This is a genomic window from Agrobacterium sp. MA01 (assembly GCF_009650195.1).
Lineage (GTDB): Bacteria > Pseudomonadota > Alphaproteobacteria > Rhizobiales > Rhizobiaceae > Allorhizobium.
In genome coordinates, this window is the sequence record NZ_CP045854.1 from 1542995 (window position 1) to 1563517 (window position 20523).

Annotated in this window: 20 protein-coding genes and 2 tRNA genes; 10 read left to right on the forward strand and 12 right to left on the reverse strand. The window is 60.6% G+C overall.

Annotated elements, in window-relative coordinates; all coding sequences use genetic code 11:
* Positions 1-10: 10 nt before the first annotated feature.
* From sseA to GH983_RS07585, 10 genes are all read right to left on the reverse strand, one after another.
* On the reverse strand, positions 11-1435 hold the full coding sequence (gene sseA / locus GH983_RS24540) for a 3-mercaptopyruvate sulfurtransferase (RefSeq protein WP_153762060.1): 1425 nt from the start codon (positions 1433-1435) through the stop codon (positions 11-13).
* Positions 1436-1461: 26 nt separating this feature from the next.
* Entirely contained in the window at positions 1462-2193 is a 732-nt protein-coding gene (locus tag GH983_RS07545) for an alanyl-tRNA editing protein (RefSeq protein ID WP_153762061.1), read from the reverse strand.
* A gap of 20 nt (positions 2194-2213) precedes the next feature.
* Complete coding sequence (locus GH983_RS07550) at positions 2214-3251, reverse strand: cysteine synthase A (RefSeq protein WP_054150120.1); 1038 nt, start codon at positions 3249-3251, stop codon at positions 2214-2216.
* A 209-nt stretch (positions 3252-3460) separates the two neighbouring features.
* Positions 3461-3907: a type II toxin-antitoxin system VapC family toxin gene (locus GH983_RS07555; protein ID WP_153762062.1), complete on the reverse strand. Its 447-nt coding sequence runs from the start codon at positions 3905-3907 to the stop codon at positions 3461-3463.
* The gene (locus GH983_RS07560) at positions 3900-4154 is read right to left on the reverse strand and encodes a type II toxin-antitoxin system Phd/YefM family antitoxin (protein ID WP_054150122.1); all 255 of its coding nucleotides are present in this window, start codon (positions 4152-4154) and stop codon (positions 3900-3902) included. The genes GH983_RS07555 and GH983_RS07560 overlap by 8 nt, the downstream gene beginning before the upstream one ends.
* Before the next feature lie 119 nt (positions 4155-4273).
* Positions 4274-4528 (reverse strand): Txe/YoeB family addiction module toxin, encoded by a 255-nt coding sequence (locus GH983_RS07565; RefSeq protein ID WP_054150123.1) that lies wholly within the window; start codon positions 4526-4528, stop codon positions 4274-4276.
* Positions 4525-4779: a type II toxin-antitoxin system Phd/YefM family antitoxin gene (locus GH983_RS07570; RefSeq protein ID WP_054150137.1), complete on the reverse strand. Its 255-nt coding sequence runs from the start codon at positions 4777-4779 to the stop codon at positions 4525-4527. The genes GH983_RS07565 and GH983_RS07570 overlap by 4 nt, the downstream gene beginning before the upstream one ends.
* A 90-nt stretch (positions 4780-4869) precedes the next feature.
* Positions 4870-6315 carry a deoxyribodipyrimidine photo-lyase gene (locus GH983_RS07575; protein ID WP_069043822.1) on the reverse strand — a complete coding sequence of 482 codons (1446 nt, stop codon included), beginning with the start codon at positions 6313-6315 and terminating at the stop codon, positions 4870-4872.
* A gap of 108 nt (positions 6316-6423) precedes the next feature.
* Complete coding sequence (locus GH983_RS07580; protein WP_054150124.1) at positions 6424-6648, reverse strand: hypothetical protein; 225 nt, start codon at positions 6646-6648, stop codon at positions 6424-6426.
* A gap of 170 nt (positions 6649-6818) precedes the next feature.
* Positions 6819-6893 (reverse strand) — tRNA-Asn (locus GH983_RS07585).
* Between the two features lie 164 nt (positions 6894-7057).
* On the opposite strand from GH983_RS07585, the gene GH983_RS07590 reads away from it, so the two are divergent.
* The 8 genes from GH983_RS07590 (at position 7058) to exoR (ending at position 16046) form a co-directional block, all read left to right on the forward strand.
* Positions 7058-7339, forward strand: a complete 282-nt coding sequence (locus GH983_RS07590) for a hypothetical protein (protein ID WP_153762064.1) — start codon at positions 7058-7060, stop codon at positions 7337-7339.
* A 155-nt stretch (positions 7340-7494) separates the two neighbouring features.
* On the forward strand, positions 7495-7719 hold the full coding sequence (locus GH983_RS07595; RefSeq protein WP_150127398.1) for a hypothetical protein: 225 nt from the start codon (positions 7495-7497) through the stop codon (positions 7717-7719).
* Positions 7720-7848: 129 nt separating this feature from the next.
* A tRNA-Cys gene (locus GH983_RS07600) sits at positions 7849-7922 on the forward strand.
* 211 nt (positions 7923-8133) lie between these two features.
* The gene (locus tag GH983_RS07605) at positions 8134-8802 is read left to right on the forward strand and encodes a protein-L-isoaspartate O-methyltransferase (RefSeq protein ID WP_194842833.1); all 669 of its coding nucleotides are present in this window, start codon (positions 8134-8136) and stop codon (positions 8800-8802) included.
* Positions 8803-8997: 195 nt separating this feature from the next.
* Positions 8998-9960: a DUF2497 domain-containing protein gene (locus GH983_RS07610; protein ID WP_153762066.1), complete on the forward strand. Its 963-nt coding sequence runs from the start codon at positions 8998-9000 to the stop codon at positions 9958-9960.
* Positions 9961-10074: 114 nt separating this feature from the next.
* Positions 10075-13005 carry a valine--tRNA ligase gene (locus GH983_RS07615; RefSeq protein ID WP_153762067.1) on the forward strand — a complete coding sequence of 977 codons (2931 nt, stop codon included), beginning with the start codon at positions 10075-10077 and terminating at the stop codon, positions 13003-13005.
* 436 nt (positions 13006-13441) lie between these two features.
* Positions 13442-14710 carry an OmpP1/FadL family transporter gene (locus GH983_RS07620; protein WP_153762068.1) on the forward strand — a complete coding sequence of 423 codons (1269 nt, stop codon included), beginning with the start codon at positions 13442-13444 and terminating at the stop codon, positions 14708-14710.
* 574 nt (positions 14711-15284) lie between these two features.
* A complete protein-coding gene (exoR, locus tag GH983_RS07625) occupies positions 15285-16046 on the forward strand; it encodes an exopolysaccharide production regulator ExoR (RefSeq protein WP_236759355.1) in 762 nt (253 codons plus the stop codon).
* Between the two features lie 75 nt (positions 16047-16121).
* Here exoR and xth read toward each other — a convergent pair whose 3' ends face one another.
* Together xth and erpA are read right to left on the reverse strand one after the other, a co-directional pair.
* Entirely contained in the window at positions 16122-16907 is a 786-nt protein-coding gene (gene xth / locus GH983_RS07630) for an exodeoxyribonuclease III (RefSeq protein WP_153763576.1), read from the reverse strand.
* A 5-nt stretch (positions 16908-16912) separates the two neighbouring features.
* Positions 16913-17245, reverse strand: a complete 333-nt coding sequence (gene erpA, locus GH983_RS07635) for an iron-sulfur cluster insertion protein ErpA (protein WP_054150140.1) — start codon at positions 17243-17245, stop codon at positions 16913-16915.
* Positions 17246-17442: 197 nt separating this feature from the next.
* Here erpA and GH983_RS07640 point away from each other — a divergent pair, with 197 nt between their 5' ends.
* Together GH983_RS07640 and argS are read left to right on the forward strand one after the other, a co-directional pair.
* Entirely contained in the window at positions 17443-18660 is a 1218-nt protein-coding gene (locus tag GH983_RS07640) for a deoxyguanosinetriphosphate triphosphohydrolase (RefSeq protein WP_054150141.1), read from the forward strand.
* Between the two features lie 60 nt (positions 18661-18720).
* The gene (argS, locus tag GH983_RS07645; protein ID WP_153762069.1) at positions 18721-20481 is read left to right on the forward strand and encodes an arginine--tRNA ligase; all 1761 of its coding nucleotides are present in this window, start codon (positions 18721-18723) and stop codon (positions 20479-20481) included.
* Positions 20482-20523 lie beyond the last annotated feature (42 nt).

The following is a 20523-nucleotide window of genomic DNA, read 5'->3' on the forward strand; positions in this document are numbered from 1 at the left end:
GACGGCGGCGTCAGCCGTCGCGCTTGATGAGCGCCAACAGCTCCTGATCGGTCAGGGGATCGACTAGGGCGTCATAGGTGCCGACGGGCGAGAAGCCAAACTGCTGGTAGAGCTGCAGCGCGCGCGGATGGTCGAGCGAATTGGTGGTGACGGTGACTGTCTTCGGATTGCTCGCCCATGCGGCATAGAGACACTGGAGCAGGAACCACTTGCCGATGCCGAGCCCCAGCGCATGTTCGAAGAGGCCGAAATAGGAGAGCTCGACGAGATCGTCGCTTTCCTGTGAGAGCTCGTAGAAGCCGGCCGGCGCCCCGTTCACATAGAGAACTGAGATCGACACCTTCTCGGCATGGATGATCGCCTTCAGCTGCTCGTCGGGCAAACGCAGGCGCTCATACCAGTGCCAGCGTGCACCAACCTGGCGGTGCAGGAAGCGGTAGAAGGAAAGCGGGATTTCATGCGTGCGCATGATTGCCGTCTGAATGTTGACCGGCACCGGAAGGCTGGATTTCGGCGGGGCCGTCATTTCGAGCCGCGTGACATGGGCGGTCAGCGGCCCCGACGTCTTCGAGCTGAGCGATGAAGCGTCGCCGATGACGACAGGCGTATCGGTCTTCGAGCCCCACTCCGACCAGGAGCCGTCATAGAGCGAATTGTCGGTATGCCCCAGGCTTTCGAGCGCCAGCGTCACGACTGCTGCCGTCACACCTGAGCCGCAGGACGTCACTACCGGATTGTTGAGATCGATACCGGCACTGGTGAAGATCGAGCGCAGCGTGGCGAGATCCTTCAAGCGGCCGTTTTCCGACAGCGATGATGCAGGCACGCTGCGTGCCCCGGGGATATGGCCGGAGCGCATGCCTTCGCGGGGTTCGGGCTCTTCGCCGGTGAAGCGGCCGGCCGGACGGGCGTCGGCAATCTGCTTGTCGCCCTCGTCTGAAATCGCCGACATCTGGTCGAAGGAGGTGAGTCTCGAGCGGTCGAACTGCGTCTCGAAGGTAACAGGTGCCGGTTCCGGCAGGTCGGTTTCAAGCTTCCGCCCTTCCGCCTTCCAGCCATCGATGCCGCCTTCAAGCACGTAGACGCGCCGCGCGCCCATGACACGGAACATCCACCAGACACGCGGCGCCGAAAAGAAGCCGGGACCATCATAAACGACGATCGTATCCTCGGCGGAAATACCGAGCTGGCCGACGGCCTGGGCAAAAAAGGAGGGCGACGGCAGGGAATGGGGCAGGCCGGTGGTGGTGTCGGCAATCACGTCCTGATCAAAGAAGACCGCACCTGGAATGTGGCCGGAGGCATATTCCACGGCGCCGTTGCGGTTATGAGCCGGCAGATACCAGGAGGCATCGACGAGCTTGAAGCCGGGAGACCCGAGGTTCTTTTCCACCCAATCCGCCGAAACGACGAAACGGCTTCTTTCACCGGACATGCACTTCTCCCGTAAGTTCCTATGGCTTAGGTCTCCGGGGCTCCAAAGCGAATGCGGAACCGGCGGTTCTCCTTGCCCTTCTTTTCGATTTTGGCGATATGAATCGCACCGACCTCCTGGGTCTCGGAAACATGTGTGCCCCCGCAGGGCTGACTGTCAACGGCGGAATGCTCGCCGATACAGACCAAAGACACCCGACCAAGGCCGACGGGCGGGCGGACATTCTTCGACTTGACGATGCCGGGGTTGGCCGCGAGCTCCTCGTCGGTGATCCACTGCAGATAAACGGGATGATTTTCGCTGACGAGCTTCATCAGGTCTGCCGTGACCTGATCCTTGTCGATGGTCTCGCCCATGTCGAAATCGACGCGGCTTTCGTCCTCGCCGACGGCGGCCCCCGTGATCGGATAGGAGCAGACGACGGAGAGCAGGTGGCAGGCTGTGTGCATGCGCATCAGCTTGTAGCGGCGCGCCCAGTCGACATGCAGCACGAGCTTTTCGCCGACTGCGGGCAGAGGCTCGCCGTCGAGAGGGCGGTGCAAAATGATACCCTTGCTGGCGCCGTGGCGCGTCTCGGCAAGCTGGATGTGGCTGCCATCCTCCCGCTCCAGGAAACCGGTATCGCCCGGTTGCCCGCCGGAGGCCGCATAGAAACAGGTCTGGTCGAGTTCGACCGCGCCGTCTTCATGCACGGCCGTGACCACCGCTTCCGCCGTCGAGAGATAGAAATCGTCGCGGTAGAGGGCGATGGTGGTCATGGCTATGCTTTCAATAACAATCAGGCAGTTTCGAAGGGCAGGTCGAAGGCGGGGCGCTTTTCCAGCCAGGCCGGAACCGGCAGGCCCTTCGAACGCAGGAAATCCGGGTTGTAGAGCTTCGACTGGTAGCGGTTGCCGTAGTCGCAGAGGATCGTCACGATCGTGTGGCCGGGGCCGAGTTCGCGAGCCAGACGCATGGCACCCGCAATGTTGATGCCTGACGAGCCGCCGAGGCAGATGCCCTCGTTCTCGACGATGTCGAAGACAATGTCGAGCGCTTCGGAATCGGGGATCTGATAGGCGAAGTCAGGCGCAAAACCTTCGAGGTTCGCGGTGATGCGGCCCTGGCCAATGCCCTCGGTGATCGAGGATCCCGAGGACTTGAGCTCGCCGTTCTTGTAATACTCAAAGAGCGCAGCACCCTCCGGATCGGCAAGGCCGATCTTGACGGATGGTTTCATGTTGCGAAGACCGATGCCGGTGCCGGCGAGCGTGCCGCCTGAGCCTACCGCGCAGATGAAGCCATCGACGGCGCCGCCGGTCTGCACATAGATCTCTTTCGCCGTCGTCTCTACATGGGCGTCACGGTTGACGGTGTTGTCGAACTGGTTCGCCCAGATCGCACCGTTGGGCTCGCTCTTCGCTAGCTGGGCGGCGAGACGCCCCGAGATCTTCACATAGTTGTTCGGGTTCTTGTACGGCACTGCCGGCACTTCGACGAGTTCTGCGCCGAGCAGCTTCAGCGCGTCCTTCTTCTCCTGGCTCTGGGTTTCCGGGATGACGATCACGGTGCGGTAGCCAAGCGCTTTGGCAACCAGCGTCAACCCGATGCCGGTATTGCCGGCCGTGCCCTCGACGATCACGCCGCCGGGGCGCAACAGCCCGCGCCGCTCGGCATCACGGATGATGAACAGCGCCGCGCGATCCTTGACCGACTGGCCGGGATTGAGGAATTCGGCCTTGCCGAGAATGGTGCAGCCTGTCGCCTGCGAGGCGCCTTTCAGCCGGATGAGGGGCGTATTGCCGATCGCCTCGAGCACGGAGGGGTGAAATGCCATGATGCCTGCCTTTTTTGTCTGACGCGGACACTAGAACCAAATGCGCGGGGAAGAAAACCGGTATGCCGCGCAATTTTGTCCTTCTGGGCAAGATTCTGCGGGGCAGCGGTCAGCGCGAAACGTGGACAGGTCTTTTCCGCCCGAGGGCAGGCAAAGGCAAGGAATGGCTTTTCGCGTGGCGGCGGAGAGAGGGAAAATGCGTTCGGGACTTAGGATCTGAGGGCTTCCGGAAAATCACAGGCCACGCCAAGAGGCATGAAGTGCTTCAGATTGGCGGTAATCACCGTCAGCCCGTAAGCCTTTGCTGTGGCGGCAATCAGGATGTCGGCGAACCCGGGATGCGCGCCGCTCGCGGTAGCGACATCGTCGAGCCCGCCGGCGATCCGGGCAACGATGGGGTCGACGGGCAAGATTCGGTCGCCGAAGGTTTCAGTGATCGTATCGAGCCAGTCGCTTAAGCGCTGCGACCGCTCGAAGCCGCCGCGACGATGCAATCTGCGCAGGACCTTCTCGATCTCCGCCAGCGTGATGGCCGACACATAGAGGACTTCGCCTTCATTTCGAAACCACATACGCATCGCCTCGGATGGCGCCTGCTTCCGGTCGGGCGAAAAGAGCGAGATGATGTTGGTGTCGATGAGGAAGCCGTTACTCAAGCTCGACGTCCCGCATGGGGGATGGATTGCGGACTAGATCGGCGGGGCCGGGATAAGACATCAGGAACTCTCCGAAATTCGGTCTCGGCTTCGACATCGCCCGTTTCGCCGCCTCTCCGGCCTCGACGCTGACCAACATGGCGGCAGGCTTCCCGTGACGGGTAATCGTAACGAATTCGCCGTTGGCGGCATCATCGACGAGGCTGGCGAATCCTGCCTTGGCATCGGCAACACTCATGCTCGACATGTGGATCTCCTAAAATGACTATGTATGGTCATTTTAGCGGAGAGATGGATCAAGGTCCAGTGCGGGGGGCTGAGTTTGCTGGCCGTCGAACTGGCCACTAGGGTCCTTCCCAAAGTCGATCAGTAGTGATGGCGGCACTGCGCGATCAGGAGCCCGTCTTCCGTCGGACGATAGACGAGCCGATGCTCCTGATCGATCCGCCGCGACCACCAGCCGCGCAACTCGCCTCGCAGCGGCTCCGGTTTGCCGATGCCATGAAAGGGTGATCGGCTGCTGTCCTTGATCAATTGATTGACGCGCGCCAGCATCTTCGGATCGGTAGACTGCCAATACAGGTAGTCCTCCCAGGCACGCGCATGGAAGATGAGCTTCACTCCGAGAGCTCGCGCGCCTCGCCCTTGCCTTCATCGAGGTCCCGCACCGCTTCAAGCAGGCGTTCGGCGTTGCGGGGGCTCTTTAGGAGATGCTGCGTTTCCTCATAGGACGCAAAATCCTCCACCGACATCAGAACGGCAGCGGGCTTGCCGCGATCACGGGTGATCAGCACAGGCGTCCGGTCCTCAGTCACGCTGTCGAGCAGAGAGGCCAGGTTCTTGCGCAGGTCGCTGTAGGATGTCGTTCTCATCCCTTTATTGTACTTGATCGCGTACAAGAAGCAACTCTTGCTCTCTTTTTGCAGGGCGCCCGTTGATTTGCACAACTCGGCGTGGCCGCATCACTCCCCCCTCAACCCCTGAAACGCCGCCATCGCCGCATCCCTTGCCTTGCCGTGATCGACGATCGGCAGCGGATAGGTCTTGCCGAGGCTCACGCCTGCTTCCTTCAGCATCGCGAAGGGCGCCTCCGATGGCTTGTGGATGAACTTGTTCGACATGCCTCTCAGCTCCGGTACGAAGCGACGGATGTAAGCCCCTTCGGGATCGAATTTCTCGCCCTGGCTGGTGGGGTTGAAGATGCGGAAAAAGGGAGCGGCATCGGCGCCGGAGCCGGCGACCCATTGCCAGCTGGCTGCATTCGAGGCCGGGTCGGCATCGACAAGCGTGTCGCGGAACCAGCGTTCGCCTTCGCGCCAGTCGATCAAAAGGTCCTTGATCAGGAAGGAGGCGACAATCATGCGCACGCGGTTGTGCATGAAGCCCGTCTGCCAGAGCTGGCGCATGCCGGCATCGACGATCGGGTAGCCGGTCTGGCCACGCTGCCACTTTTCGAGCAGATCCGGCGCGTCGCGCCAGGGGAAGACGTCGAACTTGGCGTTCCAGTTTTTGGTCGCGAGATCGGGAAAATGGAAGAGCAGATGATAGGAAAAATCGCGCCAGACGAGCTCCTTGCGGAAGTGGATATAGTCCTCACTCGAATAGGCGTCCGGCAGCCCGCGCGTCGCGTGCCAGACGGACGCAGGCGAAATTTCGCCCAGCGCTAAGTGCGGCGAGAGCATCGAGACATGCGCTTCACCGGGAAAATCGCGGCGGGTGCGATAGCCCTTGAGGCCGGATGCGATGAAAGCGGCGAGGCGCTTGCTTGCGCCGTCTTCGCCGGGCTGCCATTCGCTTTCAAAGCCTTTCGCCCAGTTCGGCCTGGTCGGCAGCAGGTTCCAGTCCGAAAGTGTCTCGCTCTTCGGCCAATGCTCAGGTGCGGTGAGCGACTTCGGGGCAGGGATCGGCTCGGGCGGCTCGCCGGACCCGTCCAGCGCCTTCCAGAAGGGCGTATAGACGCGAAAATGGCCGCCGGCGCCGGTCTTGAGCTTGGTCGGCTCGTGCAGGATCTGGCCGGCAAAGGTGCGCACGTCGATTCCATCAGCGATCAGTTTTGCCTTCAACGCCTTGTCGACAGCAATGCCTGAGGGATCATAACGACGATTCCAGAAGACGGCCGAAGCGCCGGTTTCTGTGATGAGATCGGCGAGCATGGCGTCTGCGGCGCCGCTGCGCAGGATCAGATTGGAGCCGAGCCTTGCCAGCGATTCCCCGAAGGCTTCGAGCGAGTGATGCAGCCACCAGGCTTGCGCCGCGCCGAGCGGTCCGGTGCCGGCGTGCTCCGGCTCCCTTATATAAAGAGGGACGATGCGAAACCCCTCGTCCGCCGCGGTTGCGAGCGCGGCGTGGTCGGAGATCCGGAGATCCTTGCGGAACCAGAGGATGAGCGTCTTGGCGGATTGCGGCATGCGTTGTTCTTCTTCGCTGGCTTTCAAAGCCATACGAAGGGTTACCGCGACAAGATCACGCCGCTGTCACGAATCTCACACTCTGGCATGCGCCCGCATGCTGACCTGTCAGGCGGCGGAGCGTGCAGGGATGCGCCGGGCCTGTTCGGCCCGAAGCATGGCCATGATTTCCTGGGCGTTTTCGCGGACATAGAGGCGATGCAGCTTTTCGGCGACCGGGGCGGTGGTCAGCAGGCAGGTATAGCCTTCCCGCTCGTACCAGCGGAAATCCACCACATTGTCCATGTTGACGTAGAAGGGAAAGCCGTCCCCATCGTGAAGCTCAAGCCACATCGGCCGTCCTCCTTGCATTCTTTTCCGTACGAGGAGGGAAATAGCAGCGAAAGGTGAAGAGGGGGTTTCGGAACCATTGCCGGAAAGTCCACATTGGATCTTGTGGGCCGGCAACGCGCATTGAATCAAAAAGCCCGCTGCCTTTGTGAGGCGCGGGCTTTGAAATTAGATGGCTCCCCGGGCCGGATTCGAACCGGCGACCTGTCGATTAACAGTCGAATGCTCTACCGCTGAGCTACCAGGGAACAGCCGCTTGCCGCGGTGTGAGCGGGGTAATACTGATGCTCGCTCCGTTTGCCAAGCGGTTTTTCAAAAAAAATGTCATCGTCTTGTTTTTATTTGTGGGCTCACCATCTGGAGGGCCGTGGGAAGGGGGCCCAAAATCGCTGAAACGCAGGGAGTCTCGTGAATGGCAGAACGTCGGTATCGGCTCGACCAACAGCGAGGGCGCCTTGTCCTCGGCAGGCTCGAGATCCCCGTTCCGCGCTCCAAGGCCGGTCGAATCGTGACGGGAACGGCACTCGTCGGCGGTGGCTTTCTGGGCTTTCTGCCGATCCTGGGCTTCTGGATGGTGCCGCTTGGCCTGATCGTTCTGTCGCATGACCTGCCGGCCGTTCGACGCCGTCGTCGGCGTTTGACCGTCTGGTGGAGTCGCCGCAAGGACGCGTCACGCCCCGGCAGCGGGGGCTGACGCCCACAACGCGGCACATGTCATAGTGAAATGACCTGATGGTTCCAACCCGATACCCTGGGCGGACTCAATCGGGGATACCGAACGCGGCGCTCGCCGTCTGGTTCCCGGAAAGGTCATACGACATGAACATATTAATCCAGGCGGAGAGTTCCTTGATTCTGACGCCAAGAGATTTTCACATTATCGATCACGCGATGCGGGCGGCCGAACCGGCACAGCCCGCTTATTCCGATGACGGCCATCGCGAAGCGGTGGGCAAGGCGGTGATCCGGCTTTATACATCGGGCATGACCGATCCCGGACGCCTGGCCGAAGCCGCCAGCACCATGGCCGCAACACGCCTGCTTGATCGTCGTCGCTGGCGAGAGGACTCTTAAGGAAAATCGGGCGGGGAAGGGCGCCTTCGGGCATCCACAGGAGCGCCGCGAAATTTGATGAATTTCCCCTTGCGCTCACTCTCGATCCGTTCTAAATGCCGCCCACCACACGCACTTTTCTACTCGGATGGCCTCGTGGCGGAGTGGTGACGCAGAGGACTGCAAATCCTTGTACCCCGGTTCAATTCCGGGCGAGGCCTCCATCCGAACTCTCTCCATAGATACAATCGACCTTATCCCGGCGGCATCGGTGATGTCGTCTTTGCGCGTTCCGCAAGAGCGACTGCGTCACATGGCGACCGCGATATTCTCGTGTGCGAGAAGAAGACCGGCTTGAAAGCGCCTCGCCCTGCAATTAAAGACACGGGTGGAATAAGCCGCTATGGCCGGTCGACACGGGGCGCGAATGAAATGATGGATTACGTAGCAGCACGCACCAAGATGGTGGACAACCAGATCAGGACGACGGACGTCACGTCCCATTCCGTGCTGACCGCCTTTCTTTCGGTGCCGCGCGAAGCCTTCGTTGCAGCCGAGCTGAAGCCGCTCGCCTATATCGACGAGGATATGCAGGTGGCTCCCGCCGCCAATGGCAATCCGGCTCGCTACATCATGGAGCCGTCGCCGCTCGCCAAGCTTCTGCAGCTGGCCGCCATCACCAAGGATGACCTGGTGCTCGAGATCGGCTGTGGTGCAGGTTACGCCGCAGCACTTCTGTCGCTGCTCGCCGGTTCCGTCGTGGCGACCGAGAGCGACGAGGCGCTTGTGGCCCGGTCGACCGAAACGCTCTCCGAACTCGGTTATGACAATGTCGCCGTGGTCTCCGCCAAGCTGGAGGACGGCTATACCGCCGAAGCACCCTATGACGTGATCTTCGTCAACGGTGCCGTCGAGGAGCTGTCGGAAGCCCTGCTGGCGCAGCTGCGCGAGGGTGGTCGTCTTGTCGCCGTCGTCGGTTATGGCAATGCGGCCCGCGCCCGCCTCTATGTCAAGAACGGCGGCATCACCTCCCACACCGAATATTTCAATGCCGCCGTGAAGCCGTTGCCCGGTTTCCGTAAGGCAGCCGAATTCGTCTTCTGAAGCTCGACGTTCAACGAGTGCGTTTGAGGCCCGCCACGTGCGGGCCTTTTCGTTGGTGCGCAACAAAGCTGTGCATCACGGCAATTCATTCTGCGCACGTGATTTTTTTCGAGAGGCGCGTATCCTAGGGTGAGCGCGAATCGGTGTGGGTGCTTATGTCCCGACCGAGAATTTCTGAGGACAACGGGGATTAGTATGGCTCAGCCAAGCGTAGCGCGTGAACCGTCCATGGAAGAGATCCTGGCATCCATCCGCCGGATCATCGAGAGCAATGATCCCGTGAACGGTGGAAGCCTGACGCAGGATGCAGCGTCGCTGACCGACGATCAGGGCGAGAGCGACGAGGACATGGGCTATGATGGCGGCGAATTCGTCCCGGCCAACGATGCCGGTTCCGCTTTCCCCCTGTTTCCGCAGCGGGACATGGAGCGCGCCGAAGTCGAGCCGCGTCGCGAGCCGGTCCTCGAACAGGCTCCGGAAGCACCCAAGAGCGTGTCGCTTGCCGATCTCGCCGCCCGTGTACGATCCGCCTCCGAGCGCACCGAACGTCCGAGCCCGCCGCAATTGTCCAACACGACTGCCCATGTGACGGTCTCGCAGCCACGTCGCGACAGCGAAATTTCGGCCGACGAGGCGCAGCATAGGGCGCCGGTGATGACGACGCGTCTCTCCGAGATGCGCGACCAGCAGCTGCGCCCGACGATCGCCGCCGAACCGGCTCAGGCACCAGTGCCGCGTGCCGAACGGGAAGCCGAGCGCCCCGCAGAACCGTCGCCGATCGCGCGCATGGCCCATGTTGAGGTTCGCGCTGAACGCAGGGAGCCGACATTCCTGGAACCCGCCACGGAGCAGGCAGAGCCATCGTTCGAGGCGGACATGCAGGCGACGTCCGCCGCCACCGATATGCATCAGAAGACAGAAAACGAGGGACGGGATCTGACCGCCCTTGTTTCCGCCGCAACCGTCGAGCAGGTTTCGCGCTCCTTCTCCGAACTCGCGGCCGCCTTCGATGGCAGCGAACGCCGCTCGCTCGACGAGGTCGCCGAGGAGATGTTGCGTCCGATGCTCAAGGACTGGCTCGACGACAATCTGCCGACGCTGGTGGAGCGTCTCGTGCGCGAGGAAATCGAACGCGTCGCCCGCGGCCCGCGACGCTGATTGAACTCCCTTTGGGGATCGTGGGCCGCTCGCAAGAGCGGCCTTTTTTATTGACTTGGTTTTGTCAGTCCTATTTACCAAGCCACATCCAGAACTCGAAAATCCGGTCGGAAAATGCTCGAAAAGACCTATGATTCAGCCGCCGTCGAACCGAAAATCGCGAAAGCATGGGAAGACGCCGATGCGTTTCGTGCTGGCGCCAACGCGAAGCCGGGCGAGGACACCTTCACCATCGTGATCCCGCCGCCGAACGTCACTGGCTCGCTGCACATGGGTCATGCGCTGAACAACACGCTGCAGGACATCATGGTCCGCTTCGAGCGCATGCGCGGCAAGGATGTGCTGTGGCAGCCGGGCATGGACCATGCCGGCATTGCGACCCAGATGGTCGTCGAGCGCAAGCTTGCTGAAAACGGCCAGAACCTTTCGCGCCGAGACATGGGCCGTGAGGCCTTTATCGAGAAGGTCTGGGAGTGGAAGGAAGAATCGGGCGGGTTGATCTTCAACCAGCTGAAGCGCCTCGGTGCATCCTGTGACTGGTCGCGCGAGCGCTTCACCATGGATGAGGGCTTGTCGGCCGCAGTCCTCGAAGTCTTCGTTTCACTCTATAAAGAGGGCCTGATCTATCGCGGTAAGCGGCTGGTCAACTGGGATCCGAAGTTCGAGACCGCGATTTCCGATCTCGAGGTCGAGAACAAGGAAGTTGAAGGCCATATGTGGCACTTCAAATATCCGCTCGCGGGTGGCCAGACCTACACCTATGTCGAGAAGGACGAGGACGGCAACGTCACCTTCCAGGAAGAACGCGACTATATCGCGATCGCGACGACGCGGCCTGAGACCATGCTGGGCGACGGTGCCGTCGCGGTTCATCCTTCGGACGAGCGTTACGCCGCAATCGTCGGCAAGCTTTGCGAGATCCCGGTCGGGCCGAAGGAGCATCGCCGCCTGATCCCGATCATCACCGACGAATATCCGGATCCGAAGTTCGGCTCCGGCGCCGTCAAGATCACCGGCGCCCATGATTTCAACGACTACCAGGTCGCCCGTCGCAACAAGATCCCGCTCTACCGCCTGATGGATACTCAGGCGAAGATGCGCGACGACGGCGAGGACTACGCCGTCTATGCAGCGCGTGCGCTTGAGATCGCCAAGTCCGGCGAACTGCCGAACGAGACCGAGGTCGATGACATTAACCTGGTGCCGGAAGACTATCGCGGTCTCGACCGCTACGAGGCCCGCAAGCGCATCGTCGAGGCGATCAATGCGGAGGGTCTGGCCGTCACCACCAAGGACGACGAAGGCAATGACATTCCCTTCGTCGAGAACAAGAAGATCATGCAGCCCTTCGGCGACCGTTCCGGCGTCGTCATCGAGCCGATGCTGACCGACCAGTGGTTTGCTGACGCAAAGACGCTGGCCGAGCCGGCGATTGCTTCCGTGCGCGAAGGCCGCACGAACTTCGTGCCGAAGAACTGGGAAAAGACCTACTTCGAGTGGATGGAGAACATCGAGCCCTGGTGTATTTCCCGCCAGCTCTGGTGGGGTCACCAGATCCCTGCCTGGTATGGTCCCGACGGTCAGGTCTTCGTCGAGAAGACCGAGGAAGAGGCGCTGCATTCGGCGATCCAGCACTACATCGCCCATGAAGGCCCCTGGAAGGCTTGGGTCGAAGAGAAGCTCGAGAATTTCCAGCCCGGCGAGATCTTGACCCGCGACGAGGACGTGCTTGACACCTGGTTCTCGTCGGCGCTTTGGCCCTTCTCGACGCTCGGCTGGCCGGACGAGACGCCGGAACTGGCGAAGTATTACCAGACCGACGTTCTGGTCACCGGCTTCGACATCATCTTCTTCTGGGTCGCCCGGATGATGATGATGGGCCTGCACTTCATGAAGGACGAGGACGGCAAGCCGGTCGAGCCCTTCCACACGGTCTATGTGCATGCGCTGGTTCGCGACAAGAACGGCCAGAAGATGTCGAAGTCCAAGGGCAACGTCATCGACCCGCTGGAGCTGATCGACGAATACGGTGCCGACGCGCTGCGCTTTACGCTGGCGATCATGGCAGCGCAGGGTCGCGACGTGAAGCTCGACCCGGCACGTATTGCTGGCTACCGCAACTTCGGCACCAAGCTGTGGAACGCCACGCGTTTTGCCGAAATGAACGGCGTGAAGGCCGATCCGGCATTCCTGCCGGAGACAACCTCGCTCGCCATCAACCGCTGGATCCTCACCGAGCTTGCCCGCACGGAAGCCGAGGTGACAGAGGCGATCGAGAACTATCGTTTCAACGACGCCGCCGGCAGCCTCTATCGCTTCGTCTGGAACCAGTTCTGCGACTGGTATCTGGAATTGCTCAAGCCCGTCTTCATGGGCGAGGACGAAAGCGCCAAGAAGGAAGCGCAGGCCTGCGCGGCCTTTGTGCTTGAGCAGATCTACAAGCTCTTGCATCCCTTCATGCCCTTCATGACGGAAGAGCTCTGGGCCCATACGGCAGGCGAGGGTGTGTCCCGCGATACGCTACTCTGCCATGCCGACTGGCCGACGCCGGAATTCTCCGATGAGAATTCGGCAGCTGACATCAACTGGCTGATCGATCTGGTCACCGGTATCCGCTCTGCCCGTTCGGAAATGAATGTGCCGCCGGGCGCGACAGCCCCGCTCGTCGTCGTCGGCGCCAATGGCGTGACCCAGGAGCGGTTGATCCGTCATGATGCGGCGATCAAGCGTCTCGCCCGTGTCGAGGCGATTACCGTTGCCGATGTCGCACCGAAGGGCGCTGCCCAGATCGTCGTCGGTGAGGCAACCGCCTGCCTGCCGCTGGGGGCCTTGATCGATCTCTCTGCCGAAAAGGCCCGAATCGAAAAGGCAATCGCCAAGGTGGACCAGGAACTGGGCCGCATCGCCGGAAAGCTGGGCAACGAGAAGTTCGTCGCCAATGCCAATCCGGAGGTGGTGGCTGCCGAGCGCGAACGCCAGCAGGAGCTTGAAGGGCAGAAGACGAGCCTCCTGACCGCGCTTTCGCGGGTTGTCGAGGCAGGTTGATCTGCAAAAGCTTCTGGAATGAAATTCTAAAGGCCGGATCTTGCATCCGGCCTTTTCTTTTTTTGCGCTGCACCATGCTGAAAAGGGTGTTTTGCTCTATTTCATATTGATTCTGAGCGTTATCTCGTTGCCAAGGTCCTCATTGCCTGCCTGGGCCGGGCGAGATGCATAAAATTCGACCAAGGTGATGATCGGCAATACTGTGGCGCACGCGCAACGCATGGTGTTTTGTGTAAAATATTTTTCTCACAGATCAGGTTTTTTGGGCGGCATTGGAGAAGTTTTGTCCATGGCCCCGGCGTTTTGACGTGCGCGTAAGGATCGTTACGTAAAAATTTGGGTGAGGGAACAATCCTGTGATGGCCGTCACCGGATTGCCATCCTCTCGCACATGTCTAGTATGCCAATCACAGTTTTGCCTGAATTGGGGAGAGACATGGCGAACCATTTGATGAAGACAACGGCCCTCGGGCTGATCGCAGCATGCGCATTCGTGGGAGGCGCGCAGGCAGGCGGTCTTGAACGTGGCGGTTACAACATCGACCTTCTGTTCGATCCGGGCCAGTATGTGTTCGAGAGTGGCGTGACGTATGTGGCGCCTCAGCGTAAGATCAAAAACGTTGTCGATACGAACACGGCAAACACAATCGGTGGTGGCGGAAACCTGACCGGCCGTCCGACCGAAGCTGATGATTCTGAAAACTATTTCGTTCCGAGGATTGGGTTCAAGGCCACCCTGATGGAGGGTGTCGATTGTTTGGCGGATTACTCTCAGCCTTGGGGCGCACACACCAAGCCCGGCACAAACTGGGCGGGCGCCAACCAGAATGTTGAGACTAAGGTCAACAGTCATAACTATGGACTGACCTGCTCATACAAGTTCGATGTGGGTCCGGGCCAGCTTCGAGTGATCGGCGGCGGTTTCTATCAGCAACTGGACGGGTTCAAAGAGCGTATTGTTTTCAACCCTAACTCGGGTTTTATTGGTTCTCTGTCCGGGCTTGGTCGACTAAACCTTGAAGGTGATGGCTACGGCTGGCGCATCGGTGCAGCATACGAAATCCCGGAATACGCCCTGCGTGCGAGCTTGGTCTATAACAGCGAAGTTGAGCTTGATGAGATTACCGGCAACCTCGATTTGCGCGGCTTGCCAGTTAATTTTGGTGGCAACCAACTCGCCGGCCGCGACACCGCCGTCTACGGCTCAACGACGATGCCAGACTCTCTGGAACTGAAGGTTCAGTCGGGTATCGCGCCGGACTGGTTGGCATTCGGATCGGTAAAGTGGACGGACTGGAGCCAGTTGCAGTCAATCCCGTTCTGCGTCGTCGGAACCACGAGCTGCTCGCGCACTACTCCTCAGGCAACCTCGCTTGACCTGATCTACCGTGACGGCTGGACTGTGAGCGGTGGTATCGGCCACAAGCTTAATGAACAGTGGAGCGTCGCAGGTTCGGTTACCTGGGATCGCGGCACCTCGCAGGGCTTTGGTGCCCAGAGCGACGTGTGGACCTTCGGTACCGGCGTTTCCTATACCCCAACCAAGAATGTTGAGCTGCGCGTGGCTGGTGCCGTCAGCATCCTGACCTCTGGAAGCTCGGGTGCGGTGGTTGCCAACGGCGTGACCTATGGTGACGATGCTTCGTACACCTATGACAATGACATTGCAGCCGCAGTCTCGACCTCGCTCAAGGTTCGCTTCTGATCTCTGCGACATCGAATTGATCGAAGCCCGGCTTGTCCGGGCTTCTTTCGTTTAAGCCCGTGCAACGGTCTTTCAGCTTTCCGGAATGTGATGATTCTGCAACATCGCCTCTATCCTTCCTGTCAGGCCGCTCATCGGGCGAATTTGTCCATTTCCCGCCACAAACGAAGAGCACCGGTGTTGCGTGGAACGGCGGGGGCTGTTTCCGAGCGTGGTGTTAAGAGTTTCATATGAGCCTCTGGGGCGAAAATTCGGTGCTGATAGCAATGACTTCGGTCGCTTTTGGGGAGCGTCCAGACTGTCTCGAAGGGAAAATGGATCAGGCGCGATCGATCGCCCCGGTCTTGCCGGAAATAGGGTCTAGTCTCTCTTCCATGCAGACGAGAACAAGAAGGAGCGATGACGGAAGCTCCGACCGGACAATCGGTCATGAACCGTCTATTCATCGGTTTGATGTATTCTTCGGATCGGGCGCAGGTGAACTCGTCGCACACGTGGGGCGAGGCTTCTGATGTCCATCATGACTTGGAAATTGTGCGGACCCATGCGTCTCGGTGACTGGAAGACTTCGGCAATGCTTCTGACGGCGGCTCTTCTGCTGTCCTCGAGCCCGTCCGCTCGTGCATTCGATATGAATGCTGGCGTGAACAAGGAATCCGGTCCCTTCGATCTCTTCAAGTTCGGCTTCAACGCCTACAAGAAGGGCCAGAAGGAAGAGGCGGTTGAGGCCTATCGCTACGCAGCGGAAAAGGGCCATACCGGCTCGCGCTGGGCGCTGGCCAACATGTATGCGGCTGGCGACGGCGTCGTCGAAAACGACTTCGAGGCCTTCAAGATCTATGCGGAGATCGCCAATCAGGGTGTCGAGCCGGGGTCGGCGGATACCGGATTCTTCGTCAATGCGCTTCTGTCGCTGGCCCGCTATTACCGGCAGGGGATCCCGGACAGCCCCGTCAAGGCGGATCTCGCCCAGGCACGGCAGATCTATTTCCAGGTGGCCTCGACCTTCGGTGTACCGGAAGCGCAGTTTCAGCTGGCGCGCATGATCCTCGCGGGCGAGGGCGGCAGGGTGAATGTCCAGCAGGCCAAGAAGTGGCTGAACATGGCCCGCAAGAGCGGCCATGCCGGCGCCATGTCGATCTTCGGCAATGTACTGTTCGAAGAAGGCCAGACGGTGCGCGGGCTCGCTTTCCTGACCGCAGCCCTGGATCGTTGCAGCGCCAAGGATTGTCCCTGGATGCAGGAATTGCAGGAGCGGGCGTTTTCCCTCGCCACCGAGGACGACCGCAGGGTGGCGGTGGCGCTTGCGCCACAGGTCTACGAGCAGGGCGACTGAACCCTTTGTGGCTGATGGTAGATATGAAAATGGGCGCCTCGGCGCCCATTTCTGTGTCTGCGATTTGCCGTGGTCTCAGAAGGCGAAATGCCCGACGACCGGCACGTGGTCGGATGGCTTTTCCCAGGCCCGCACGTGTTTTTCGATCGCCGTCGAACGCAGCCGGTCGCACGCCTCGGGCGAAAGCATCAGGTGGTCGATGCGGATGCCATTGTTCTTCTGCCAGGCACCCGCCTGATAGTCCCAGAAGGAAAACAGCGGCGTCTCGTCATTGGTCGCACGAACGGCGTCAACGAAGCCGAGGTTTTCCAGGCGGCGGAAGGCCGCCCGTGTCTGCGGCAAAAAGAGTGCATCCGTGACCCACTGGCTCGGGTCCTTGGCATCATGCGGCTCGGGGATGACATTGTAGTCACCGGCAAGGATCAGCGGCTCTTCGAGCGCCATACGATCGCGCGCAAAGGCCTCAAGGCGTGCCATCCAGGCGAGCTTGTAGGGATATTTCACCGGGTCGTCAGACGGATTGCCGTTGGGCAGATAGAGCGAGACGACACGAAGGACGCCGCCCTCGACGGAAAAGACACCTTCGATGAAGCGCGCCTGCTCGTCGGTCTCGTCGCCGGGCAGGCCGCGGTTCACTTCGTCGGGCTTCATCTTCGAGAGGAGCGCCACGCCGTTGAAGCCCTTCTGACCATGGGTCTCGACGTGATAGCCAAGCGCCTCGATCTCTCCACGCGGAAACCCTTCGTCGACCGACTTGATCTCCTGCAGGCAGGCAATATCCGGTTGGCTATCCTTCAGCCACTGGCACAGGTTCTCGATGCGCGCCTTGACGCCGTTGATGTTCCAGGTGGCTATTTTCATCATGCTCATACGGAAAAGCTGGTGCCGCAGCCGCAGCTCGCCACCGCATTGGGGTTCTTGATCTGGAAGGACTGGCCGAGCAGGTTGTCGACGAAGTCGATCTCGGAGCCAGCCATGTAGATGATCGACATCGGGTCGATCAGCACCGTGGCGCCGTCACGGCTGATCACGATGTCGTCGCCAGCAGGCTGGCCGTCCAGGTCAAACTTATAGGAAAAGCCGGAACAGCCGCCGCCTTCGACGGACACGCGCAGCGCCTGCTTGTCGGCATCGGCTGCGACGATTGCGGCGATTCGCTTCGCTGCGGCTTCGGAAAGGGTAACGGTTTCGGTGCTCATTCTGCCTCCTGCCGGGTTCAAGGCCCGGTGAAAACGGTTCTATTCGGCGCAAATCACCACAATGTCACGCAATTGCGCGACTTTTGATCCGGCGAGACGGCCCGAAGACCCTTCGGAACCTGCATCGCCTTGCGGCTTTGTCCGCTATAGGTATGAAGGCACACGAGTTGCGTCAATGGGGAGCAAGCGGCACGCGTATGACGATCGATCAAGCAGCATTGGGTTTCGGGACCGGAGAGCGGGCAGTCTATGCGACCAATCCCTGGGCGAGCCGTGGCCGTCTCTTCGAAGAAGGGGGAAGCCTCACCCGCTCCGAATTCCAGCGCGACCGTGACCGCATCGTCCATACGACCGCCTTTCGCCGCCTCAAGCACAAGACCCAGGTCTTCATCGGCCCGGATGGCGACCACTACCGCACCCGGCTTACCCATACGATCGAGGTGGCCCAGATCGCCCGTGCTCTCGCCCGCGCCCTGAAGCTCGACGAGGACCTGGCAGAAGGTGTGGCGCTGGTTCACGACTTCGGTCATACGCCATTCGGGCATACGGGCGAGGATGCGCTGCACGAGGTGCTGAAACCCTATGGCGGCTTCGACCACAATGCCCAGTCGCTGCGCATCGTCACCAAGCTCGAACGGCGCTATGCCGATTTCGACGGCCTGAACCTCACCTGGGAAGCGCTCGAAGGCCTCGTCAAGCATAATGGGCCTCTGCTGACCAAGGACGGGCAGGGCACCCGTGGCCCGGTTCCGCAGCCGATCCTTGATTACTGCGAGATCCATGATCTGGAACTGGCGAGCTTTGCTGGGCTCGAAGCTCAGGTAGCGGCGATTGCAGACGACATCGCCTATAACACCCATGACATCGACGATGGCCTGCGCTCGGGATACCTGACCTTCGATATGCTGGAGGATGTGCCCTTTCTCGCTGGCCTGATGAAGGAGGTGCGCGACCGCTACCCGCATCTCGACCCTGACAGGTTCACCCACGAGATCATGCGCCGGCAGATCACCCGCATGGTTGAGGACGTGATCAGCGTGGCGCAGGAGCGGCTGAAGACGGTCCAACCGCAGAGCGTCGAGGAGGTGAGGGCGGCCTCAATGACGATCGCGACCTTCTCCGATCAGATGGCCGAGACCGACAAGGCAATCAAGAAGCTGTTGTTCAGCCGTATCTACCGCCACCCCGACATCATGCGCATCCGGGCCGCGGCGGCCGAGATCGTCACCGATCTTTTCAACGCCTATATGAACGACCCGAAGCTGATGAAGAGCCACTTCTGGGTGAACCATATCTCGGGCCTCAACGATGGCCAGAAGGCCCGCCATGTCGGGGACTATCTGGCCGGCATGACCGACACCTATGCGGTGCGAACGCATCGCGAGCTGTTTGACCGGACTCCTGAATTGCGATAGGCACCCGACGAAATTCTTTAGAGAACGCCGGGACTGAGCTCCGGCGCGCAGGGACACGCCATGAACCTTTTCGCCGATTTCGAAATCCGGATCAAAGCAGCGCTCGACGAGATCGAGGCGGTGCGCGAGAAGCGCGACAGCCTCGACTTCAGCCGCATCGTTGTCGAGCCGCCACGCGATCCGAGCCATGGCGATGCCGCGACCAATGCCGCGATGGTGCTCGCCAAGGGCATGGGCATGAACCCGCGCGCGCTCGCCGACCTGATCGGCGAAAAGCTGAAGCAGGATCCCGACATCGCAGACGTCGGCGTCGCCGGTCCAGGCTTCATCAACATCCGCCTGTCGGTGCCCTATTGGCAGCGTCTGCTGGCGACCATGATCCGTCAGGGGACCGATTTCGGTCGCGCGACCGTCGGTGCCGGCCACAAGGTCAATGTCGAATATGTTTCGGCCAATCCGACCGGGCCGATGCATGTCGGCCACTGCCGTGGCGCCGTCGTCGGTGACACACTCGCCAACCTGCTTGGCTTTGCCGGCTATGAGGTAACCAAGGAATACTACATCAACGACGCCGGCGCACAGATCGACGTGCTCGCCCGCTCGGCCTTCCTGCGCTATCGCGAGGCGCTCGGTGAGGATATCGGCGAGATCCCGGCGGGGCTTTATCCGGGCGATTATCTCGTACCGGTCGGCAAGGCGCTTGCCGACGAATACGGCACCAAGCTTTACGGCATGCCGGAAGAGGACATGCTGGCCATCGTCAAGGAAAAGGCCATCGATGCGATGATGGTGATGATCCGCGACGATCTCGCCACGCTGAATGTGCATCACGACATCTTCTTCTCTGAGCGCACATTGCATGCCAATGGTGCCGCCAAGATCCGTACCGCCATCAACGACCTGACCTTCAAGGGCCATGTCTATCGCGGCACGCTGCCGCCGCCGAAGGGGCAGCTGCCGGAAGACTGGGAAGACCGCGAGCAGACGTTGTTCCGCTCGACCGAGGTCGGTGACGACATCGACCGTCCGTTGATGAAGTCTGACGGCTCCTACACTTACTTCGCCGCCGACGTCGCCTACTTCAAGGACAAGTTCGACCGCGGCTTCTCCGAGATGATCTACGTGCTCGGTGCCGACCACGGCGGCTATGTGAAGCGGTTGGAAGCCGTCAACCGCGCGGTCTCGGAAGGCAAGTCGAAGCTGACCGTGCTGCTCTGCCAGCTGGTCAAGCTCTATCGTGACGGCGAGCCGGTGAAGATGTCGAAGCGCTCGGGCGACTTTGTAACGCTGCGTGAAGTGGTCGAGGAAGTCGGCCGCGATTCGGTGCGCTTCATGATGCTCTACCGGAAGAACTCCGAGCCGCTCGATTTCGACTTCGCCAAGGTAACCGAGCAGTCGAAGGACAACCCGGTCTTCTACGTGCAGTATGCCCATGCCCGCTGCATGTCGATCATGCGCCAGGCGAAGGAAGCCTTGCCCGATCTCGATATCGAGCAGCTCGACCTTGCCGGTGCCGTAATGGGACAGATCGAAGATCCGACGGAACTCGCCCTGATTGCCAAGCTTGCCGAATATCCCCGGATCATCGAGGCGGCCGCACTGTCGCAGGAGCCGCATCGACTTGCATTTTACCTGCATGATCTGGCAAGCTCGCTCCATACTCACTGGAACAAGGGCAAGGATTCGCCCGAATTACGCTTTGTTAACGATAAACATAGAGAATTAACCATCGCCAGGCTTGGGCTGGTGCATGCTGTCGCCTCCGTGTTGAAGTCGGGACTGGCCATTACTGGCACCGAAGCTCCGGTAGAAATGCGATAGTATCGTCACCAATTCCCCACATTGCGCTGGCAGGCGTTGAGT

Bases quoted from the DNA above. Each gene is read 5' to 3' on its own strand.
- GH983_RS07545 (WP_153762061.1), bottom strand. From the start codon at position 2,193: ATGACCACCATCGCCCTCTACCGCGACGATTTCTATCTCTCGACGGCG.
- GH983_RS07550 (WP_054150120.1), bottom strand. From the start codon at position 3,251: ATGGCATTTCACCCCTCCGTGCTCGAGGCGATCGGCAATACGCCCCTC.
- GH983_RS07580 (WP_054150124.1), bottom strand. From the start codon at position 6,648: ATGTGGCTTGAGCTTCACGATGGGGACGGCTTTCCCTTCTACGTCAAC.
- GH983_RS07615 (WP_153762067.1), top strand. From the start codon at position 10,075: ATGCTCGAAAAGACCTATGATTCAGCCGCCGTCGAACCGAAAATCGCG.
- sseA (WP_153762060.1), bottom strand. From the start codon at position 1,435: ATGTCCGGTGAAAGAAGCCGTTTCGTCGTTTCGGCGGATTGGGTGGAA.
- erpA (WP_054150140.1), bottom strand. From the start codon at position 17,245: ATGAGCACCGAAACCGTTACCCTTTCCGAAGCCGCAGCGAAGCGAATC.
- GH983_RS07560 (WP_054150122.1), bottom strand. From the start codon at position 4,154: ATGTCGAGCATGAGTGTTGCCGATGCCAAGGCAGGATTCGCCAGCCTC.
- GH983_RS07640 (WP_054150141.1), top strand. From the start codon at position 17,443: ATGACGATCGATCAAGCAGCATTGGGTTTCGGGACCGGAGAGCGGGCA.
- GH983_RS07610 (WP_153762066.1), top strand. From the start codon at position 8,998: ATGGCTCAGCCAAGCGTAGCGCGTGAACCGTCCATGGAAGAGATCCTG.
- GH983_RS07605 (WP_194842833.1), top strand. From the start codon at position 8,134: ATGGATTACGTAGCAGCACGCACCAAGATGGTGGACAACCAGATCAGG.
- exoR (WP_236759355.1), top strand. From the start codon at position 15,285: ATGCTTCTGACGGCGGCTCTTCTGCTGTCCTCGAGCCCGTCCGCTCGT.
- GH983_RS07570 (WP_054150137.1), bottom strand. From the start codon at position 4,779: ATGAGAACGACATCCTACAGCGACCTGCGCAAGAACCTGGCCTCTCTG.
- GH983_RS07620 (WP_153762068.1), top strand. From the start codon at position 13,442: ATGGCGAACCATTTGATGAAGACAACGGCCCTCGGGCTGATCGCAGCA.
- argS (WP_153762069.1), top strand. From the start codon at position 18,721: ATGAACCTTTTCGCCGATTTCGAAATCCGGATCAAAGCAGCGCTCGAC.
- GH983_RS07575 (WP_069043822.1), bottom strand. From the start codon at position 6,315: ATGCCGCAATCCGCCAAGACGCTCATCCTCTGGTTCCGCAAGGATCTC.
- xth (WP_153763576.1), bottom strand. From the start codon at position 16,907: ATGAAAATAGCCACCTGGAACATCAACGGCGTCAAGGCGCGCATCGAG.
- GH983_RS07590 (WP_153762064.1), top strand. From the start codon at position 7,058: ATGGCAGAACGTCGGTATCGGCTCGACCAACAGCGAGGGCGCCTTGTC.